Source organism: Geojedonia litorea, assembly GCF_042654525.1.
GTDB lineage: Bacteria > Bacteroidota > Bacteroidia > Flavobacteriales > Flavobacteriaceae > Geojedonia > Geojedonia litorea.
The window spans coordinates 110,943-126,198 of the sequence record NZ_JBHSGP010000008.1 but is presented as its reverse complement, the minus strand read 5'-3'; the positions used below and the strand labels follow the sequence as shown (position 1 = coordinate 126,198).

At 35.1% G+C, this 15,256-nt stretch carries 14 protein-coding genes; 3 read left to right on the top strand and 11 right to left on the bottom strand.

The annotated features are described in order from the left end of the window. Nucleotides 1-160: 160 nt before the first annotated feature. From ACFO5O_RS05100 to ACFO5O_RS05070, 7 genes are all read right to left on the bottom strand, one after another. Nucleotides 161-466 carry a DUF6090 family protein gene (locus ACFO5O_RS05100; protein WP_387961554.1) on the bottom strand — a complete coding sequence of 102 codons (306 nt, stop codon included), beginning with the start codon at nucleotides 464-466 and terminating at the stop codon, nucleotides 161-163. A 360-nt stretch (nucleotides 467-826) separates the two neighbouring features. Beyond that, nucleotides 827-1,096, bottom strand: a complete 270-nt coding sequence (locus ACFO5O_RS05095) for a hypothetical protein (protein ID WP_387961552.1) — start codon at nucleotides 1,094-1,096, stop codon at nucleotides 827-829. A gap of 152 nt (nucleotides 1,097-1,248) precedes the next feature. Continuing rightward, a complete protein-coding gene (locus tag ACFO5O_RS05090; protein ID WP_387961550.1) occupies nucleotides 1,249-1,686 on the bottom strand; it encodes a hypothetical protein in 438 nt (145 codons plus the stop codon). Between the two features lie 28 nt (nucleotides 1,687-1,714). Beyond that, on the bottom strand, nucleotides 1,715-2,419 hold the full coding sequence (locus tag ACFO5O_RS05085; RefSeq protein ID WP_387961548.1) for a hypothetical protein: 705 nt from the start codon (nucleotides 2,417-2,419) through the stop codon (nucleotides 1,715-1,717). A gap of 135 nt (nucleotides 2,420-2,554) precedes the next feature. Then, nucleotides 2,555-5,074 (bottom strand): TonB-dependent receptor, encoded by a 2,520-nt coding sequence (locus ACFO5O_RS05080; protein ID WP_387961546.1) that lies wholly within the window; start codon nucleotides 5,072-5,074, stop codon nucleotides 2,555-2,557. Then, nucleotides 5,067-5,975 (bottom strand): FecR family protein, encoded by a 909-nt coding sequence (locus ACFO5O_RS05075; protein ID WP_387961544.1) that lies wholly within the window; start codon nucleotides 5,973-5,975, stop codon nucleotides 5,067-5,069. The genes ACFO5O_RS05080 and ACFO5O_RS05075 overlap by 8 nt, the downstream gene beginning before the upstream one ends. 51 nt (nucleotides 5,976-6,026) lie before the next feature. After that, nucleotides 6,027-6,542, bottom strand: coding sequence for an RNA polymerase sigma factor (locus ACFO5O_RS05070; protein ID WP_387961542.1), 516 nt, complete (start codon nucleotides 6,540-6,542; stop codon nucleotides 6,027-6,029). A gap of 145 nt (nucleotides 6,543-6,687) precedes the next feature. On the opposite strand from ACFO5O_RS05070, the gene ACFO5O_RS05065 reads away from it, so the two are divergent. Beyond that, the gene (locus ACFO5O_RS05065; RefSeq protein WP_387961540.1) at nucleotides 6,688-7,707 is read left to right on the top strand and encodes a hypothetical protein; all 1,020 of its coding nucleotides are present in this window, start codon (nucleotides 6,688-6,690) and stop codon (nucleotides 7,705-7,707) included. A 172-nt stretch (nucleotides 7,708-7,879) separates the two neighbouring features. Here the strand turns inward: ACFO5O_RS05065 and mnmE are convergent, their stop codons facing one another. Continuing rightward, the gene (mnmE, locus tag ACFO5O_RS05060) at nucleotides 7,880-9,268 is read right to left on the bottom strand and encodes a tRNA uridine-5-carboxymethylaminomethyl(34) synthesis GTPase MnmE (protein WP_387961538.1); all 1,389 of its coding nucleotides are present in this window, start codon (nucleotides 9,266-9,268) and stop codon (nucleotides 7,880-7,882) included. A 153-nt stretch (nucleotides 9,269-9,421) separates the two neighbouring features. Here mnmE and ACFO5O_RS05055 point away from each other — a divergent pair, with 153 nt between their 5' ends. Then, entirely contained in the window at nucleotides 9,422-10,573 is a 1,152-nt protein-coding gene (locus ACFO5O_RS05055) for a redoxin domain-containing protein (protein ID WP_387961536.1), read from the top strand. Between the two features lie 141 nt (nucleotides 10,574-10,714). On the opposite strand, the gene ACFO5O_RS05050 is transcribed toward ACFO5O_RS05055, so the two are convergent. Next, nucleotides 10,715-11,365, bottom strand: a complete 651-nt coding sequence (locus tag ACFO5O_RS05050; protein ID WP_387961534.1) for a rhomboid family intramembrane serine protease — start codon at nucleotides 11,363-11,365, stop codon at nucleotides 10,715-10,717. Between the two features lie 62 nt (nucleotides 11,366-11,427). On the opposite strand from ACFO5O_RS05050, the gene ACFO5O_RS05045 reads away from it, so the two are divergent. After that, nucleotides 11,428-12,318: a lysophospholipid acyltransferase family protein gene (locus ACFO5O_RS05045; protein ID WP_387961532.1), complete on the top strand. Its 891-nt coding sequence runs from the start codon at nucleotides 11,428-11,430 to the stop codon at nucleotides 12,316-12,318. Here the strand turns inward: ACFO5O_RS05045 and ACFO5O_RS05040 are convergent, their stop codons facing one another. Together ACFO5O_RS05040 and glmM are read right to left on the bottom strand one after the other, a co-directional pair. Next, a complete protein-coding gene (locus tag ACFO5O_RS05040) occupies nucleotides 12,319-13,821 on the bottom strand; it encodes an aminotransferase class V-fold PLP-dependent enzyme (RefSeq protein ID WP_387961530.1) in 1,503 nt (500 codons plus the stop codon). It lies immediately after the preceding gene. Between the two features lie 25 nt (nucleotides 13,822-13,846). Next, a complete protein-coding gene (gene glmM, locus ACFO5O_RS05035) occupies nucleotides 13,847-15,235 on the bottom strand; it encodes a phosphoglucosamine mutase (RefSeq protein WP_387961528.1) in 1,389 nt (462 codons plus the stop codon). Nucleotides 15,236-15,256 lie beyond the last annotated feature (21 nt).

Genomic DNA, 15,256 nt, shown 5'->3' with positions numbered 1-15,256 from the left:
TTAAATAATAGTAATTTATTTGATAATTGATCCTTGCATGTGTATACACGCGAACTTTTCATCTTACCACGCTTTTTAGGGTTGAGAAAAATCAGAAACCAGCAAGCAAAGCAACTAACATTAACTAAATATAAAACTAGCTATTTTTTTATATGCTATGTCAGCCTTTCGTTATTTCTTTTTTAATCAATTTTTCATCTGTTATAGGGGTTTTACTATTTAGGATCTCTACAAGTTCCTTGGCAGCTGTATAGTTATTTTTGTTACGTTCTATCATTTTTGACAAGGTGTTTTTTTTGTCAATAAATTCTTTTTTCAACTGGACTAAGTAGACTTGCTCTTTTTTCTTAATAATTTTATCTTGATTATATTTATTGATGCTGAGCGCAATAAGAATCCCGATAACCACAAGCACAATTTCGCCAATGGCATATTTTAGGTATTTACCTGTTTTGTTTTTTCCCATAAGGTCATATCGTATTTTTCGAAAGAATTTTATCATAGTCTATTTCCCGAGATAGCAGAAATCTTATTGGTTGGTTAAAATGAAGCGCAATTGGCTAAACGTAAATATATTGTTTTTTTATTTCCTATACCATCACAAAGGCGAACTCCACAAAAGTTAGGCGCCATAGCTCATGAGTCAATCTTCAATAATCAGTGTTCAATAATCATTCTCCAATATGCAGTCATGGCTATCTTAAAAGAACTAAAGATATATACCAACTACATGCCAACTATATGCCGATTTTAAATCAAGGTAACTAAATAGGAAGTACGACCACCACAAGGCGATTATCTCGAAAATTAAAAGTGAATTGAGCATCTAGAAATTAATCACAACCGCAATGTGCATCGTTCTTGACCTTTCAAAGCACTCCTTCCCTTCCTTAAATGCGAAGTAGGTAATACCAAATCCTGAAATTACTTTAATAAAACTATCCGAACCAAAACCGAAGAGCGCCAAGCTCTCGTCCTCAAAGCCCAAATAGGTAGAGATTAAACCTTCGGCAATGTTATAACCAATGCTAAATAAGGCAAGCGCAAAAGCTGTTTTATATAGTTTATCGGTTTTTGAATTAGTTTGGTAATTCATGGTCTTTAGGTTAAAGTAATCAATATAATAAATTACCCGAACACGAAACGATTTATGAAACTTTAATATTTCCCTTTATATACTTGAATCCTTAAAAAAGAAAAAAGCCATCAACAGATGGCTCTTTAGTGAATTGCTATTAAAAAATTGAATTAGTTTCCTTCGCTCAACGAAAAACTTCCATTACCGACAAAATTGGTCAATGTGATTGTTACCGACCATAAACCGGGAGTTCCGGATGATGTAACACCAGAGAATGAGTCAGGCTCAACCGCGCCGTTTAGAGAGCGATCTATAACCGTAGCCCCATCGGCATCTTTTACAACCATCCTAAAAATACCTCCTGTACTGGCAGTAATGTCAGCATTGTAATCAGCAGTGCTTAAAGAATTTTGCCAAAAAAAAGTTTTTGTGATACTTCCTCCGCTACCAGTGAAGTCACCATTAATATCACCGAAAAAATCATCGCCATTGTCAAACGCCACGTTATTTATTCTAATTTCAGCCATAGTATCTGAATCATCACTGCTACAAGCTATGAATGCAGTGAATAACATCATCACTAAACTTAATTTTAATACATTTTTCATGATTTCTATTTTATTTGGGTTTTAATTATTATTCGAAAGTGGATTCTGTACTAACATCTAGACGGTCAGCAACCAGGTCAAATATCGATTCATTTTTGGTTTCACTGATAATGATCGTTCCATCTGTTAAATTAGCATTATCTAACATATTGGTCGGTACAACGCTAAACCAAACATGTGGATCAAACACAATTCTTGAAAGTACCGTTTGGTCTTCAGTAACCTCCACTTGTTGTGATGATTCTGCTTCAAACACTTCACCGCTATTAAATTCAAAACGGATAGGAATGACATTGCCATTGGAATGGGTATAAGTGCCTTCCATTATAATTGAAGGCTGTGCATCTTCGTCCCTTAACTCAACACCTAGGTTAACATAGGAATATGTTCCAGTTGGAATGATTATGTCATCCAAACTTGGTGTTGCAATACCTGTTTCAAAGTCAATTTTGGAAAAACGCTCAATTCTTCTATTAATTGAAGGTCCATTTTGAAGAGAACCGTCAAATTCAATCTCACTTACCCAGACATATCCGGAAACAAAATTGAGACTTTCGTTCATTGTTCTAGAAGAAGAAACTCTAGATGATGATTGGCCACTGCTACTAATGTTCGCTATACTAGCAGAGATTTTTAAGGTAGCATTACCTGAACCAATAGAATCATCTTTACTACAGCTTGTTAAAAAAGCCAAGGAACCAATGAATGTTACAAATAAAATTAAATTTTTCATAAATAATAGATTTGGATTTATAATACATCAATAAAACAACACAGGTCTAAAAGTTTACCCTTTAAATTTTAAATTATTTCAATAATTAATCGTAAACACCTATTTATTAATTATTTATAAAGCAATAAAAAAAAATTAAAATGTGACTCTTAAGAGAAAGTTTGTAGTAAATTCTAACGAGTTATCAATGATTTCAATGGGAAAGTTAATATCGGTAAACTCATAGTATTTGTTGATAAGGTTGCTTTTATCTGTAATATTCCATAATGAAATGCCCGTATTAACCAATATTGTTTTATTGATTTTAAAATCGTAGGTTAATGACCCATCCCATCTAAAATAGTCAGGTAAGTTACTTGTATTAGCAGGTTCATAATTTATTTCATTATCAATGACTTCATTCCCCTTTACAGGATTTGTTATAGCTCTACCTGTGTTCCATTTTAAGCCCGTTGCAATTTTAAAATTGTTATAGTTGTAAGAAGCTCCCAAGTTAAGAGCATTGTTGATGTTGAAATTATTGGGGAATCTAGATTGCTGTAACGTTTTGAAATGATAATTCAAGTCTTGATACGAGTAACTACCCCATAAACTAAATGCTTTTATTTTTTTACTGATGAATACATCAATACCAGACCCTGAATAGCTTCCAGAATCTGTTCTAAATTGATATTGATTTTGAAATTCTTGACTTTGGGCAACAATCCCTTTCACGTCTTTATAGAATATTTCCAAATTTATAAGCCACTCATTCTCTTTATATGTTACACCTGTTGATAGTTGCTTACTTTTTATAATTGGAACATCCCGGTTATTAGAAGCCACCCATCTCCTGTTTTCCACACCAAGAAAATCATTTTGCAAATCAACAGACTGTGTATTTGTTTGATGCTTAAATTCTCCTAAAACATCCCAAGTAAAAACCCCTAAAAATTTTTGATTAAAACTTAATCTTGGTTCAATTATAAACTCATCGAATGGTTGAATATAATTAATACGCAAACCTAGGGTTAATTGTGTTTTATAACTTGTAGAATTAAGCTTTAAACTTGTAAAAAGGGCGTGCTTTCTTATTACGTCCTTCGAAAATATTCTGAACAATGGATTATTGGATTCGTCAAAATTATAAATTCCAGATTCGTTGAAACTATATCCTCCGTTAAGATGCATAATTTCATTTAGTTTATAATTTGATGCTATTGTAAATTCAGTTTCATCAATACTGTTTTCTTGAACTAATTGTTTCTCATTTAAGATATCTACGTTTTTAGCTTTCAGGTTGTACTGAAGCCCATAAATATTTAAAGTTGTATTAAATTTATCATTCCAGATATGACTATAGTTTAACCCTATACCCATATTACTTTGTTCTGACGTACTCTCTTTTGACTCTTCTTCATTTAGTATAAAGGCACTCTCAAAAAAAGAGAAATCGTTTTTCATAGTAATGAAACCTACCTTGAGTTTATCATTTTCGGTGATGTCATAGTTTAAGACTGCCTCAATATCAAAAAATCTGAAATTATCATTTTCAGAAATGACATTATTTTCATTCTTAAAAACTTCGGTGTTTTGGAATGCTTTTTCAAAATAATGATCTGATGTGTGTGTTTTAACTAGATCGCTATAAGAGCGTCTGCCAGAAATTTGAAGAGAGGCATTCTTGCTAATGGGAATATCCACCAATCCATTAACTTCAATCAGGTTTAGACCCAAGGATGCTTTAAATTCGGTCGCTATTCTATCTGAACTTTTTATATCTATGGTTCCTGAAACGCCGTCAGAAAGCCCTGAAGGCGTTCCATTTTTATACAATGCAACCTTATTGGTCATATTTGGATTGAACGCAGAGATTAGATTAAAAAAATGTCCCGTTTGGTACATTTTAATATTATTCCAAGTGATTAAATTTTGGTCGTGAGAACCACCTCTAATATTGATGTTGGTCACTGTTTCGTCCAAGCTGTTTATACCCGGTAATGATTGTACGGTTTGCAAAGCGTCTGTATCAATAAGTCCCGGTAACACGCCAAATTGATTATAATCTATTGTAATGGCGCCCTCTGCTGTTTTTTTAATTCCCTGCGTGATAAAATTGGGGATTACAACTTCATTAAGCTCCTGTACATTTTGGGCCAACTGCAAGATTAAGCAATTTTCTGGCTTTTCAATGATGGTAACATTACGATTTTCATAACCAATGTGTTTGATATCCAATATTGCACCAACTTTAATATCAGTAAATTGAAACCTTCCAAAATCATCACTAATGGTGTATTGTTTTCCGGTGATTACTGTAGCTCCAGTAATTGGATGTTGGGTTTCTTTATCTAAAATGGTTCCGCATACACTAAAAATAAAATCATTGGGTGATACGATAGTTACTATTCTATCTTGTAGCACATTAAAAATAAGACTAGTGTTGTTTTTTAAATACTCAATTGCATTGATAAAGGATAGTTCTTCTGAAGGTGGTACAAGTGTTATGTCCTGAAGATCTTCATTGGAATAGGAAAAATTACAATCATAACGGATTTCTAAATCTTTTAGAACTTTAGTTAGTAATTGTTTATCTTGAACATTTTGAGCTGAAAGTGCATTAAGGCATAAAAAAAAGTATAAACAAATACATTTAAACAACTCTCTTTTACTCATTCTTGAATATGCTAATTTGGTCTTTGTTTATCTCATAGCTTAATTTAAAGGGCTGCGTGATAGACTTCAAAGCCAACTCTATATTGTCATTTACAAAACTACCAGTAAATATTTTTCTTCCATCGAAGTTGTTTAATGATATCTCAATATCAAACTGTCTTTCGAGCTCTGCTATAACCTCAAAATACGGAACACTTTCAAATGTGCTTTTACCTTCAATCCAAGTTGGTTTTATGAGGCTTATTTTTTTTCTTATCAAATTATTCTCAAAAAGACGAATAGTGTTGCCTGCAGGCAGTTCTAGATTCGATTTACCTATAATTACGTTAACCAAGCCTTCAAAACATTGCACCTCTAACAGTTTGCCTCTTTGCTTTACATTAAATTGCGTACCTAATACGGTAACCGTTCCTAATTCGGTTTTTACATCGAATTTTTGTCCTTTGGCTACTTTAAAAAAGGCTTCACCGTTGAGTTTAAGTTCTCTTTTTTTATTCCAATCACTTTCGTTATACTTTATTTGTGATTCTGCATTAACGATGATTTCAGAATTATCAGGTAAAGTGAAATTGGTTTGCTGTGCTACCGAAGTGTTTACTTTTACTAAATCCTCCTTTAAAATCGTAAAATACAGGCCTAATCCTACCACAAAGATTGCTGCAATGCGCATTAAAAATTTTAATGAGAAGTTTTGCCTGGAAGTAACTTTGTCTTTTTTCTCTAAAAGGGACTTAAAGTTAGCAAACTGTTTTTCTTTATTAACAATTGGTGATTTAAAATATACAGCATTCTTATACAATTTCTCGTATGATGCATATTCAGGAAGCTGCTTAAACAATGCTAATTCTGCATCGTTTAGTTCTCCATCCAACCATTTTATTAATAAATCTTCTCTATCCACTTTTTAACTATTTTTATATAAAACAACTTTGTGATAAAAGTTTACCCTTTTTTATATACCATCAATTTCTTTTCTTAAATTTTCTACAGCATTGTAAATCCGTTTTCGGGTTGCTCTTAAAGTAATACCAAGCATTTCGGCAATTTCACTATGGCTTTTTTCTTCAACGCGATTTAATAAAAAAGCAACCCTTTGTACTTCAGAAAGATTTCCTAAAGCTTTTTGATATTTTTCAAGATACTGTTTTTGTTCTAAAACAAATTCCGGATTTTCATTATCGGTATTACTGGATTTAATTGATTGATGTTTTAAAACTACCTTTTGATGTTTTACCTCGTTTAACATTAAGTTATTAGCAACGGTAAACAAATAACTCTTTGCCTTGTCTGAAGACACCTTGGCACAATTCTGCCAAAGTTTTATAAAGGCTTCTTGTGCTTTATCTTCAGGATTTAAAAGTGAACCATACTTATAGTATAAGAAGTCATTTAAATCTTGTATATATTTGTTATAAATACTTGAAAATAACTTTTCGTCACAAATACTTTTATGTAATTTTTTATTCAATTGCTATTAATCGATTTTTACAAATTAACAAAATTTAATTTTTGCAAGGGTAACTTTTTGTGTGTGGATTGTTATATACCAAATAACTCATTATATGTATTTTTTTAAAAGGATCTTTCTGTCTATTTTTATTTTATCATCTTTATTGATTGGAATATCTTGCCAAGATAGTATAACAGAAACTATAGAAAAGGATGAGGTAAATCAATTAAGTGCCAATACAAATTTGTCAAATTTGTTAGGACGCGTTGCTCTTAATGATGGCTCAAAAGATAACATTATTGACAGAGCAAATAATATAAGTATTGTATTGCCAATTACCGTAATTGTAAATGGAATAGAAATTAATATTACATCAGTTAGTGATTATCAATTAGTAGAGAATGCAATTGAAGCGTTTCCAGATGATAATGATATCATCAATATCATATTTCCTATAGACATTATTCTACCAGACTATACAAGGGTTACAATATCAAACCAAGCGCAATTTGATTTTTATGTAAATCAAAGTACAGAAGATAATGAGATAGACGAGGATCTAGAATGTATAGATTTTAAATACCCCATCTCCTTCGAGGCTCTTGCATTTAATGCAAGTATTCCGACTACAATTGTAATAACAAATGACGCTGAATTATATGAGCTTATTGAGAATCTTGATAATTTTGCTTCAGTCAATTTCAACTTCCCTATTACCCTTGTTACATTTGAAAATATTGAGATTGCTGTAACTGATTTAGATGCTTTAGAATCTGCCATCGAAAACACTATTGATATTTGCGATGAAGATGATGACTTTGACTTCAATGATGACGATGAAGCTGTATTGTTTGATTTTCTAACCAGAGGAGACTGGATTATTGATGAATATTCTACTGATGAAGAAGAGTTTACAGAAGATTATAATGGTTATATTTTTACATTTGAAAGTGCCATGAGCGTAAGTTCAGTTAATGATGCCTCTACTGTTTCTGGAACTTGGACCATTGATAATACAGATCCAAATAATCTATTAGTTGTTTTAGATTTTGGTGCTGTAATGCCTCATTCCAATTTAAATGAAAGCTGGAAAATCACTAATCTAGAAGCTGACAGTTTATCGTTGGAAATTGGAAGTGAGAGCAACGGGGATTTAAAGGTCCTTGTTTTTGAAAAATTGTAACCGTCTCTTTATAACATTTGGCCTAATTAAGATTTAACTATTCTTTTTTAATGTTCTGTTCTTGTTTTTTGAAACAATAATAAACTCTAGGAATTTCGAGTTAATTCATTTACCGATACTTGTAAAATTTCAGTTTGTTTATACTATAAACGATTGCCTAAATATGACCTATTTACTTCCCGATACAGAAATTGGCAAAAATATTACCCAGTAAATCATCATTAGTAATCTCTCCAGTAATCTCACCAAAGTGGTACAGCGCCTGACGGATATCAATAGCTAGCAAGTCGCCTGATAGTTCGGTATCCAATCCATATTGCACCTTCTTAATTTCTTCAAATGCTTTTAATAATGCATCATAATGGCGTGTATTGGTTACAATGGTTTCATTGTTGCGCAGGGCTCCGGTATTAATTAAGTTGAGTAAAGCTTGGGTAAGTTGTTCGACACCAAAACCTGTTTTTGCCGAAAGTCCCATAACTTCTGGAATTTGGCTTTTTAGGGTTGAAAGTTCTCTTGCATCAATCTTATCCACTTTGTTTGCTAATACAATTAATGGTTTTTGCGGATACTTGTTCTTGATTTTTTCTAATTCAACCTTGAATTTTGAACCTTTAGCCTTGAAGGCGGTACTATCAAATAAATAAATAACCACCTGGGCCTGTTCAATCTTTTCAAAAGTTTTTTTGATACCAATGCTTTCTACCACGTCTTTGGTGTCACGTATCCCTGCAGTATCAATAAACCGAAATCCTATCCCTCCTATTGCTATCTCGTCTTCAATGGTGTCGCGGGTAGTACCCGCAATGTCAGATACTATGGCCCGCTCTTCATTCAATAAGGCATTTAATAGCGTAGACTTACCTACATTGGGTTCACCTACAATTGCTACTGGTATTCCGTTTTTAATAACATTTCCAACCGCAAACGAATCGATAAGCCGCTTTAAAACAAAACTAATGCGTTCTGTTAGAGCTTTAAATTGTTGGCGATCTGCAAATTCTACATCTTCTTCGGCAAAGTCTAGTTCGAGTTCAATTAAGGATGCAAAATTGAGTAACTCCTCACGAAGTTTGGCAATTTCATTAGAAAAACCACCACGCATTTGCTGCATAGCAATTTGATGGGAAGCCTCATTATCACTAGAAATAAGATCAGCAACGGCCTCGGCCTGACTTAAATCCAGTTTTCCATTTAAAAAAGCGCGAAGGGTAAATTCCCCGGCATTAGCCATACGACACCCGTGGCGTAAAGCAAGTTGTATGATTTCTTGCTGGATATACAAACTCCCATGACAGGAAATTTCTAGCACATCTTCACCGGTGTACGAATTTGGGTTTTTAAATACCGTAACTAACACCTCATCAATATCGCGGTCACCATCTACAATGTGCCCCAAATGTACGGTATGGGTACGCTGTTTTTCAATAGATTTTCCACTTACCGACCTAAACATCTGCCCAGCAATATACAATGCTTCTGGCCCAGATAATCTAATGACAGCAATAGCACCGCTTCCCGATGGAGTTGCCAAAGCCACTATAGTATCATTTGGTATCATGCCTTAATTTTGAAACAAAAGTATTGTAAAATTGTGTTTACTGCCTAAAATTGGAGTATTTCTTTAAGAATTAATTAAGATTATAGCGCTCATTTCTTATCTACATCTTGTTATATTTGTAACCTAAACCTTAACAAAAACACGTTTTACGCTATGAATAATTGTATTAAAATTCTCTTTTTAAGTATAATGATCGTCTCTTGCGGAAAAGAGGTAAAGCAGGATGGTTTTGTTATTGATGGTAACGCCGAAGGGCTCTATAACGGGATTAGAGTTTACCTTAAAACTTTAGATGCCAATAACAGACAGGTCGATATGGATACCGCAGTGGTGATGAACGAAAAGTTTGAGTTTAAAGGTAAAGTAGCTGATGCCGAATTGCTTTATCTCTACGTCAATAGTGTTACTGGAGCCCTCCCTATTATGGTAGAAAATGCCTATATGACGGTGAACATAAATAAGGACGATTTGGGCGCTTCTATAATCACAGGCTCCAAATCAAATGAAGGTTTAATCAATTTCAATAAGCAAATGGCCACCTTTAATGAACAGCGTCAACAATTAAGCAACGCGTTTAGAACCGCTAATGAAAATCAGGATTCTATAAAGATGGAAACCATAAGAACTGAAATGTCTAGCTTGTCTCAAACGGCAAGTGAATTTCCTCTAGAGTTCATCAAAAACAACCCCGATAATCAGTTTTCATTAAAGCTGGTGGAATCCATGCTGAAAAATAGAAACGGTGACCTACAACAAACGGTTGACACCTACGAACTTTTAGGACCAGAGGTTAAAGCATCACCTTCGGGTCAAAATGTTGCTGTTCAAATTGAAAACACTAAAAGACTCCTAGAAGCACAGGCCTCAACCAATATTGGCAAGGTGGCTCCTAATTTCTCTGCACCAACCCCTGAAGGGAAACCATTGGCTTTAAATGACATTAAAGGCAAAGCCACCATTATTGACTTTTGGGCCGCTTGGTGTGGGCCCTGCAGAAGAGAAAATCCCAATGTGGTTAAGGTTTATGAAAAATACCATGACAAAGGCTTGGAAATTATTGGTGTGTCACTAGATGGGTCGCCACGTCAGCAAAGTGCCAAGGATGCATGGTTACAAGCTATTAAAGAAGACAACCTGACTTGGCACCATGTCTCGAACCTTCAATATTTCAACGATCCTGTAGCTAAAATGTATAACATTCAATCCATACCTGCTACCTTTATTCTAGATGCCGAAGGTAAAATCGTCGCAAAAAATTTACGCGGACAAGCGCTTGAAGATAAAATAGCTGAAATGCTGAATTGATTGGGATGTACCAAAAAGTAACAAGAATGTCATTCTGAATTTATTTCAGAATCTTAATAATTTGATAGATTCCAAACTATGAGAACCTGAAACATGTTCAGGTTGACAGACCATTGCAACAAAACATTCTATTTAAAGATGCTATAGCTTTCCAGCTTTATGCATTACAAACAATATAAGGATGGGCACAGCCAATAAACCTACCATCAGCAAATTGGTTTGGAATAACCATGGTGCCAAAATTAGCGTAACTACATAGCCTCCAATAGCGCCTCCAAAATGCGCATCATGACCAATATTGCCCACACGTCGTTTCATGCCGTAAATCGAATATAGCAAATAGCCAATTCCGAAGATATAAGCAGGTATTGGCACAGGGATAAAAAACATATACAAACTCATGCCGGGTTCTAATAAAATAGCAGCATACAAGATTCCTGTCACAGCTCCACTAGCTCCTACGGCACTATAATGGTACTCGTCTTTATGGAAGTAAAGGGATAATAAGTTCCCTAATATTAAACTCGCTATATAAATAATAACAAAATTGAGATTGCCAACATACGAGAGGACCACATCAGCAAAAAAGTAAAAAGTTAACATGTTAAAAAGCAAGTGCGTAGTATCAACATGTAAAAACCCAGAACTAAACATCCTGATTTGTTCTCCGCGTCGCACGCTACCTACATTAAACTTGTAGCGCTCAAAAAATCCGTAATCTCCAAATCCTTTATAAGAAACCAATACATTGGCCGCAATTATAATAACAGTAACCAAACTTAAATTACCCATAAACTTTAAACGTATAAATAGATTATAATATATATTTGTTGCTGCAAATCTAATATTAAAAAATGCAATTTCTTGCTTACGTTCTAGTTTATCCCTTTTTGTGGCTTATTTCAATGCTTCCCTTTAGAGCTTTGTATGCATTTTCAGATGGCTTGTTTATCCTCATTTATCAAATTTTCGGGTATCGTAAGAAGACCGTAAAAGAGAATTTAAACTTGGTGTTTCCGGAGAAGTCAAAAGAAGAGATTAACCAAATCACAAAGACGTTTTACCATCATTTATGTGATATGGTGGTCGAATCCATTAAATCCATGACCATTTCTGAAGCTGAAATGAAAAAGCGTATGACCTTTTCCAACATTGAATTGATTCAGGAGTTAGAAGTAAAGAATAAAAGCGTTGTACTCATGTGTGGTCATTATGGTAGTTGGGAATGGATTTTTATTTTTCAAAAGTATATTAACTACAAAGGGTATGGCATCTATAAACGTTTAGCAAACAAATATTTTGATCGTCTCGTCAAACGCATCAGAGCTCGATACAATACCTCTCTAATTACAACCAAAGAAGCCATTCCAACATTAATTCAAGCCAAAAGAGACGGAGAACTAACCATTAGTGGTTTTGCTTCTGACCAGTCACCTAAAGCGCAGAAAGCATTTCATTGGGCGAATTTTATGGGCATAAAAGTCCCAGTACATACGGGCGCAGAAATGTTAGCTAAAAAATTGGATATGGCTGTTGTATTTTTTAGTGTAAAGCGGTTAAAGCGCGGTCACTATGAAACCACTTTTCAAACCATTACGACCGATCCTAAAGCCTATAAGGACTACGAGATTACGGACCTCTTTTTGAAACTGGTAGAAGAACAGATACACGAAGCACCCGAATATTATTTATGGACCCACAAACGATGGAAACATCGCGACAAAGTCCCTGAAAAGTTTCAATAATTAAAGCTCAAACCACTTATTGACAGGTGTGTCTTCAGTTTCTGGATTGCTGGCATAATGAACAAATTCATTATTCGAACTCACATAGCGGTAGTCCTTTGCCCAGTCTTTATGATGCTTTGCCAAAGCCTTGATACTTTCACAAACATAAGCCACTTCATCGTTTGTAGTGGTAGGGTGAATAGACAAACGAATCCAACCTGGTTTACTCACTAGGTCGCCAATCGAGATTTGCTGGGTCAACTCGTGAGAGGTTTCATAATCCACATGAAGTAAATAATGACCATAAGTCCCAGCACAACTACAACCTCCTCGGGTTTGTATCCCAAAACGATCATTCAACAACTTTACGCCTAGATTATAGTGTAAGTCATCAATATAAAATGAAAACACACCTAATCGATCCTCATGTTGTCCTGCAAGAATGTTGAGATGCTCAACGCCCTTAAGTTCTTTAAATAGTGTGGACATAATTTCATGCTCACGTTTCAGTATCTGTTCAACGCCCATCTGCTCCTTGAGCTTAATGGCCAATGCTGTTTTTATAGTTTGCAAAAATCCTGGCGTACCACCATCTTCCCTATCTTCAATATTATCAATATACTTATGTTCGCCCCAAGGATTGGTCCAACTTACAGTGCCACCTCCTGGGCAATCAGGAATCATATTGTTGTACAATTTTTTGTTGAATATCAGAACACCTGAAGTTCCTGGTCCACCTAAAAATTTATGGGGAGAGAAAAATATGGCATCTAAATATGCTTCATCGTCTTCGGGATGCATGTTGATATCGACATAGGGAGCCGAGCAGGCAAAATCCACAAAGCACACACCTCCATGTTGGTGCATGAGTTTAGCAATGTCGTGGTAAGGTGTTTGAATTCCTGTAACATTAGAGCCACCAACTACCGAAGCAATTTTTAAGGTGTGATCTTTATACTGATGTAATAAGGCTTCCAAGTTTTCTAAACTGAATAGCCCTTCCTCTCCTGGCGGAATTACTTCCACTTTGGCGATAGTTTCTAACCACGAAGTCTGATTGGAATGGTGTTCCATATGCGTGATAAAAACCACTGGACGAATCTCATCAGGAACTTTAGTAAACTTCTGAAGGTTTTCTGGAACTTTCAATCCTAGAATACGCTGAAACTTGTTCACAGCATCGGTCATCCCACTACCTGAAACTATGAGTACATCATCTGCATTACAATTTACGTGCGACTTAATAATTTGACGGGCTTTATGATAGGCCTTGGTCATTGCTGTACCTGAAGCCGTAGTTTCTGTATGCGTATTCGCCACAAAAGGACCAAATTCATTACATAGTTTCTCTTCAATTGGTCGATACAAACGGCCAGAAGCCGTCCAATCGGTATAGATAATTTTCTGTACCCCAAAAGGAGATCTAAACTCCTGATCTATGCCAATTATATGCTTTCTAAACTTCTGGAAATACTGTTCGAGATTAGAAACGTCTTTGGTATGGGTTTCGGTATGCATCATAAGTTTAAAACTTCAATCAAAGTTACTAAATATTCGCTATGGCCTTTATTTCAGAAATAATTCTATCGGCTAAAGTATCCGCATCTGCTTGTGAAGGTGCTTCCGTATAAATGCGTATAATAGGTTCGGTATTGCTTTTGCGTAAATGCACCCAACTATCAGAAAAATCAATTTTCACACCATCAATTGTAGTCAGTTTCTCATGACTATAGCGGGCTTCCATAGATTTTAAAATGCCATCAACATCCAAACTAGGCGTTAATTCTATTTTCTTTTTACTCATAAAATAATTAGGATAACTCGCCCTCAATGCACTGACACTCATCTTTTTTTCAGCAAGTAAACTTAAAAAAAGTGCAACACCAACCAAGGCATCTCTTCCGTAATGCAGTTCAGGATAAATAATACCGCCATTCCCTTCTCCGCCTATCACGGCATTGTTCTTTTTCATCAGTTCTACAACATTAACTTCTCCAACGGCGCTGGCTTCATAATTACCACCATGCTGTTTGGTAACATCGCTCAAGGCTCTCGTAGAACTCATATTACTCACTGTGTTACCTGGTGTCTTGCTCAATACATAATCGGCACAAGCTACAAGGGTATATTCTTCGCCAAACATTTCCCCTTTCTCATCCATAAATGCCAAGCGGTCAACATCTGGGTCAACAACAATTCCAAAATCGGCTCGCTCTTTTACAACGGCATTGGAGAGATCGGTTAAATGTTCTTTTAAAGGTTCGGGGTTATGCGGAAAATGTCCGTTGGGTTCACAATACAATTTAACAGGATGTACACCTAAACGCTCCAATAACAAAGGGATAGCAATTCCACCTGTTGAATTCACGCCATCAACCACCACTTTAAATTTTGCATTTTCAATGGCCTTAACATTTACGAGGTCTAGATCTAAAACTTCGTCAATGTGCAAATCTATATAGGCTTGGTTTTTTGTGATATTACCTAGATTGTCAACATCGGCAAAACTAATATTACCCTGCTCTGCAATAGCCAGAATAATAGCGCCTTCTTCCCCATTTAAAAATTCACCTTTAGCATTTAATAACTTTAATGCATTCCATTGTTTTGGGTTATGACTGGCCGTTAAAATAATACCGCCATCGGCATGTTCCATAGGTACCGCAACTTCCACCGTAGGAGTAGTAGATAAACCAAGGTCTATAACATGTATTCCTAATCCTACCAAAGTCTGCATGACCAAACTTTGAATCATTTCTCCAGAAATTCGGGCATCTCGACCTACAACTACACGATAATTTTCTTTTTGACGCTGGTTTTTAATCCAAGTACCATAAGCGGCTGCAAAGGTTACCGCATCAATAGGCGTAAGATTATCACCCATTTTACCACCAATAGTGCCACGTATTCCTGAAATTGATTTTATTAAAGTCATAAGCTCCTTTTCAAATTAAAG

Bases quoted from the DNA above. Each gene is read 5' to 3' on its own strand.
- ACFO5O_RS05100 (WP_387961554.1), bottom strand. From the start codon at position 466: ATGGGAAAAAACAAAACAGGTAAATACCTAAAATATGCCATTGGCGAA.
- ACFO5O_RS05095 (WP_387961552.1), bottom strand. From the start codon at position 1,096: ATGAATTACCAAACTAATTCAAAAACCGATAAACTATATAAAACAGCT.
- ACFO5O_RS05090 (WP_387961550.1), bottom strand. From the start codon at position 1,686: ATGAAAAATGTATTAAAATTAAGTTTAGTGATGATGTTATTCACTGCA.
- ACFO5O_RS05085 (WP_387961548.1), bottom strand. From the start codon at position 2,419: ATGAAAAATTTAATTTTATTTGTAACATTCATTGGTTCCTTGGCTTTT.
- ACFO5O_RS05080 (WP_387961546.1), bottom strand. From the start codon at position 5,074: ATGAGTAAAAGAGAGTTGTTTAAATGTATTTGTTTATACTTTTTTTTA.
- mnmE (WP_387961538.1), bottom strand. From the start codon at position 9,268: ATGATACCAAATGATACTATAGTGGCTTTGGCAACTCCATCGGGAAGC.
- ACFO5O_RS05055 (WP_387961536.1), top strand. From the start codon at position 9,422: ATGAATAATTGTATTAAAATTCTCTTTTTAAGTATAATGATCGTCTCT.
- ACFO5O_RS05050 (WP_387961534.1), bottom strand. From the start codon at position 11,365: ATGGGTAATTTAAGTTTGGTTACTGTTATTATAATTGCGGCCAATGTA.
- ACFO5O_RS05045 (WP_387961532.1), top strand. From the start codon at position 11,428: ATGCAATTTCTTGCTTACGTTCTAGTTTATCCCTTTTTGTGGCTTATT.
- ACFO5O_RS05040 (WP_387961530.1), bottom strand. From the start codon at position 13,821: ATGATGCATACCGAAACCCATACCAAAGACGTTTCTAATCTCGAACAG.
- glmM (WP_387961528.1), bottom strand. From the start codon at position 15,235: ATGACTTTAATAAAATCAATTTCAGGAATACGTGGCACTATTGGTGGT.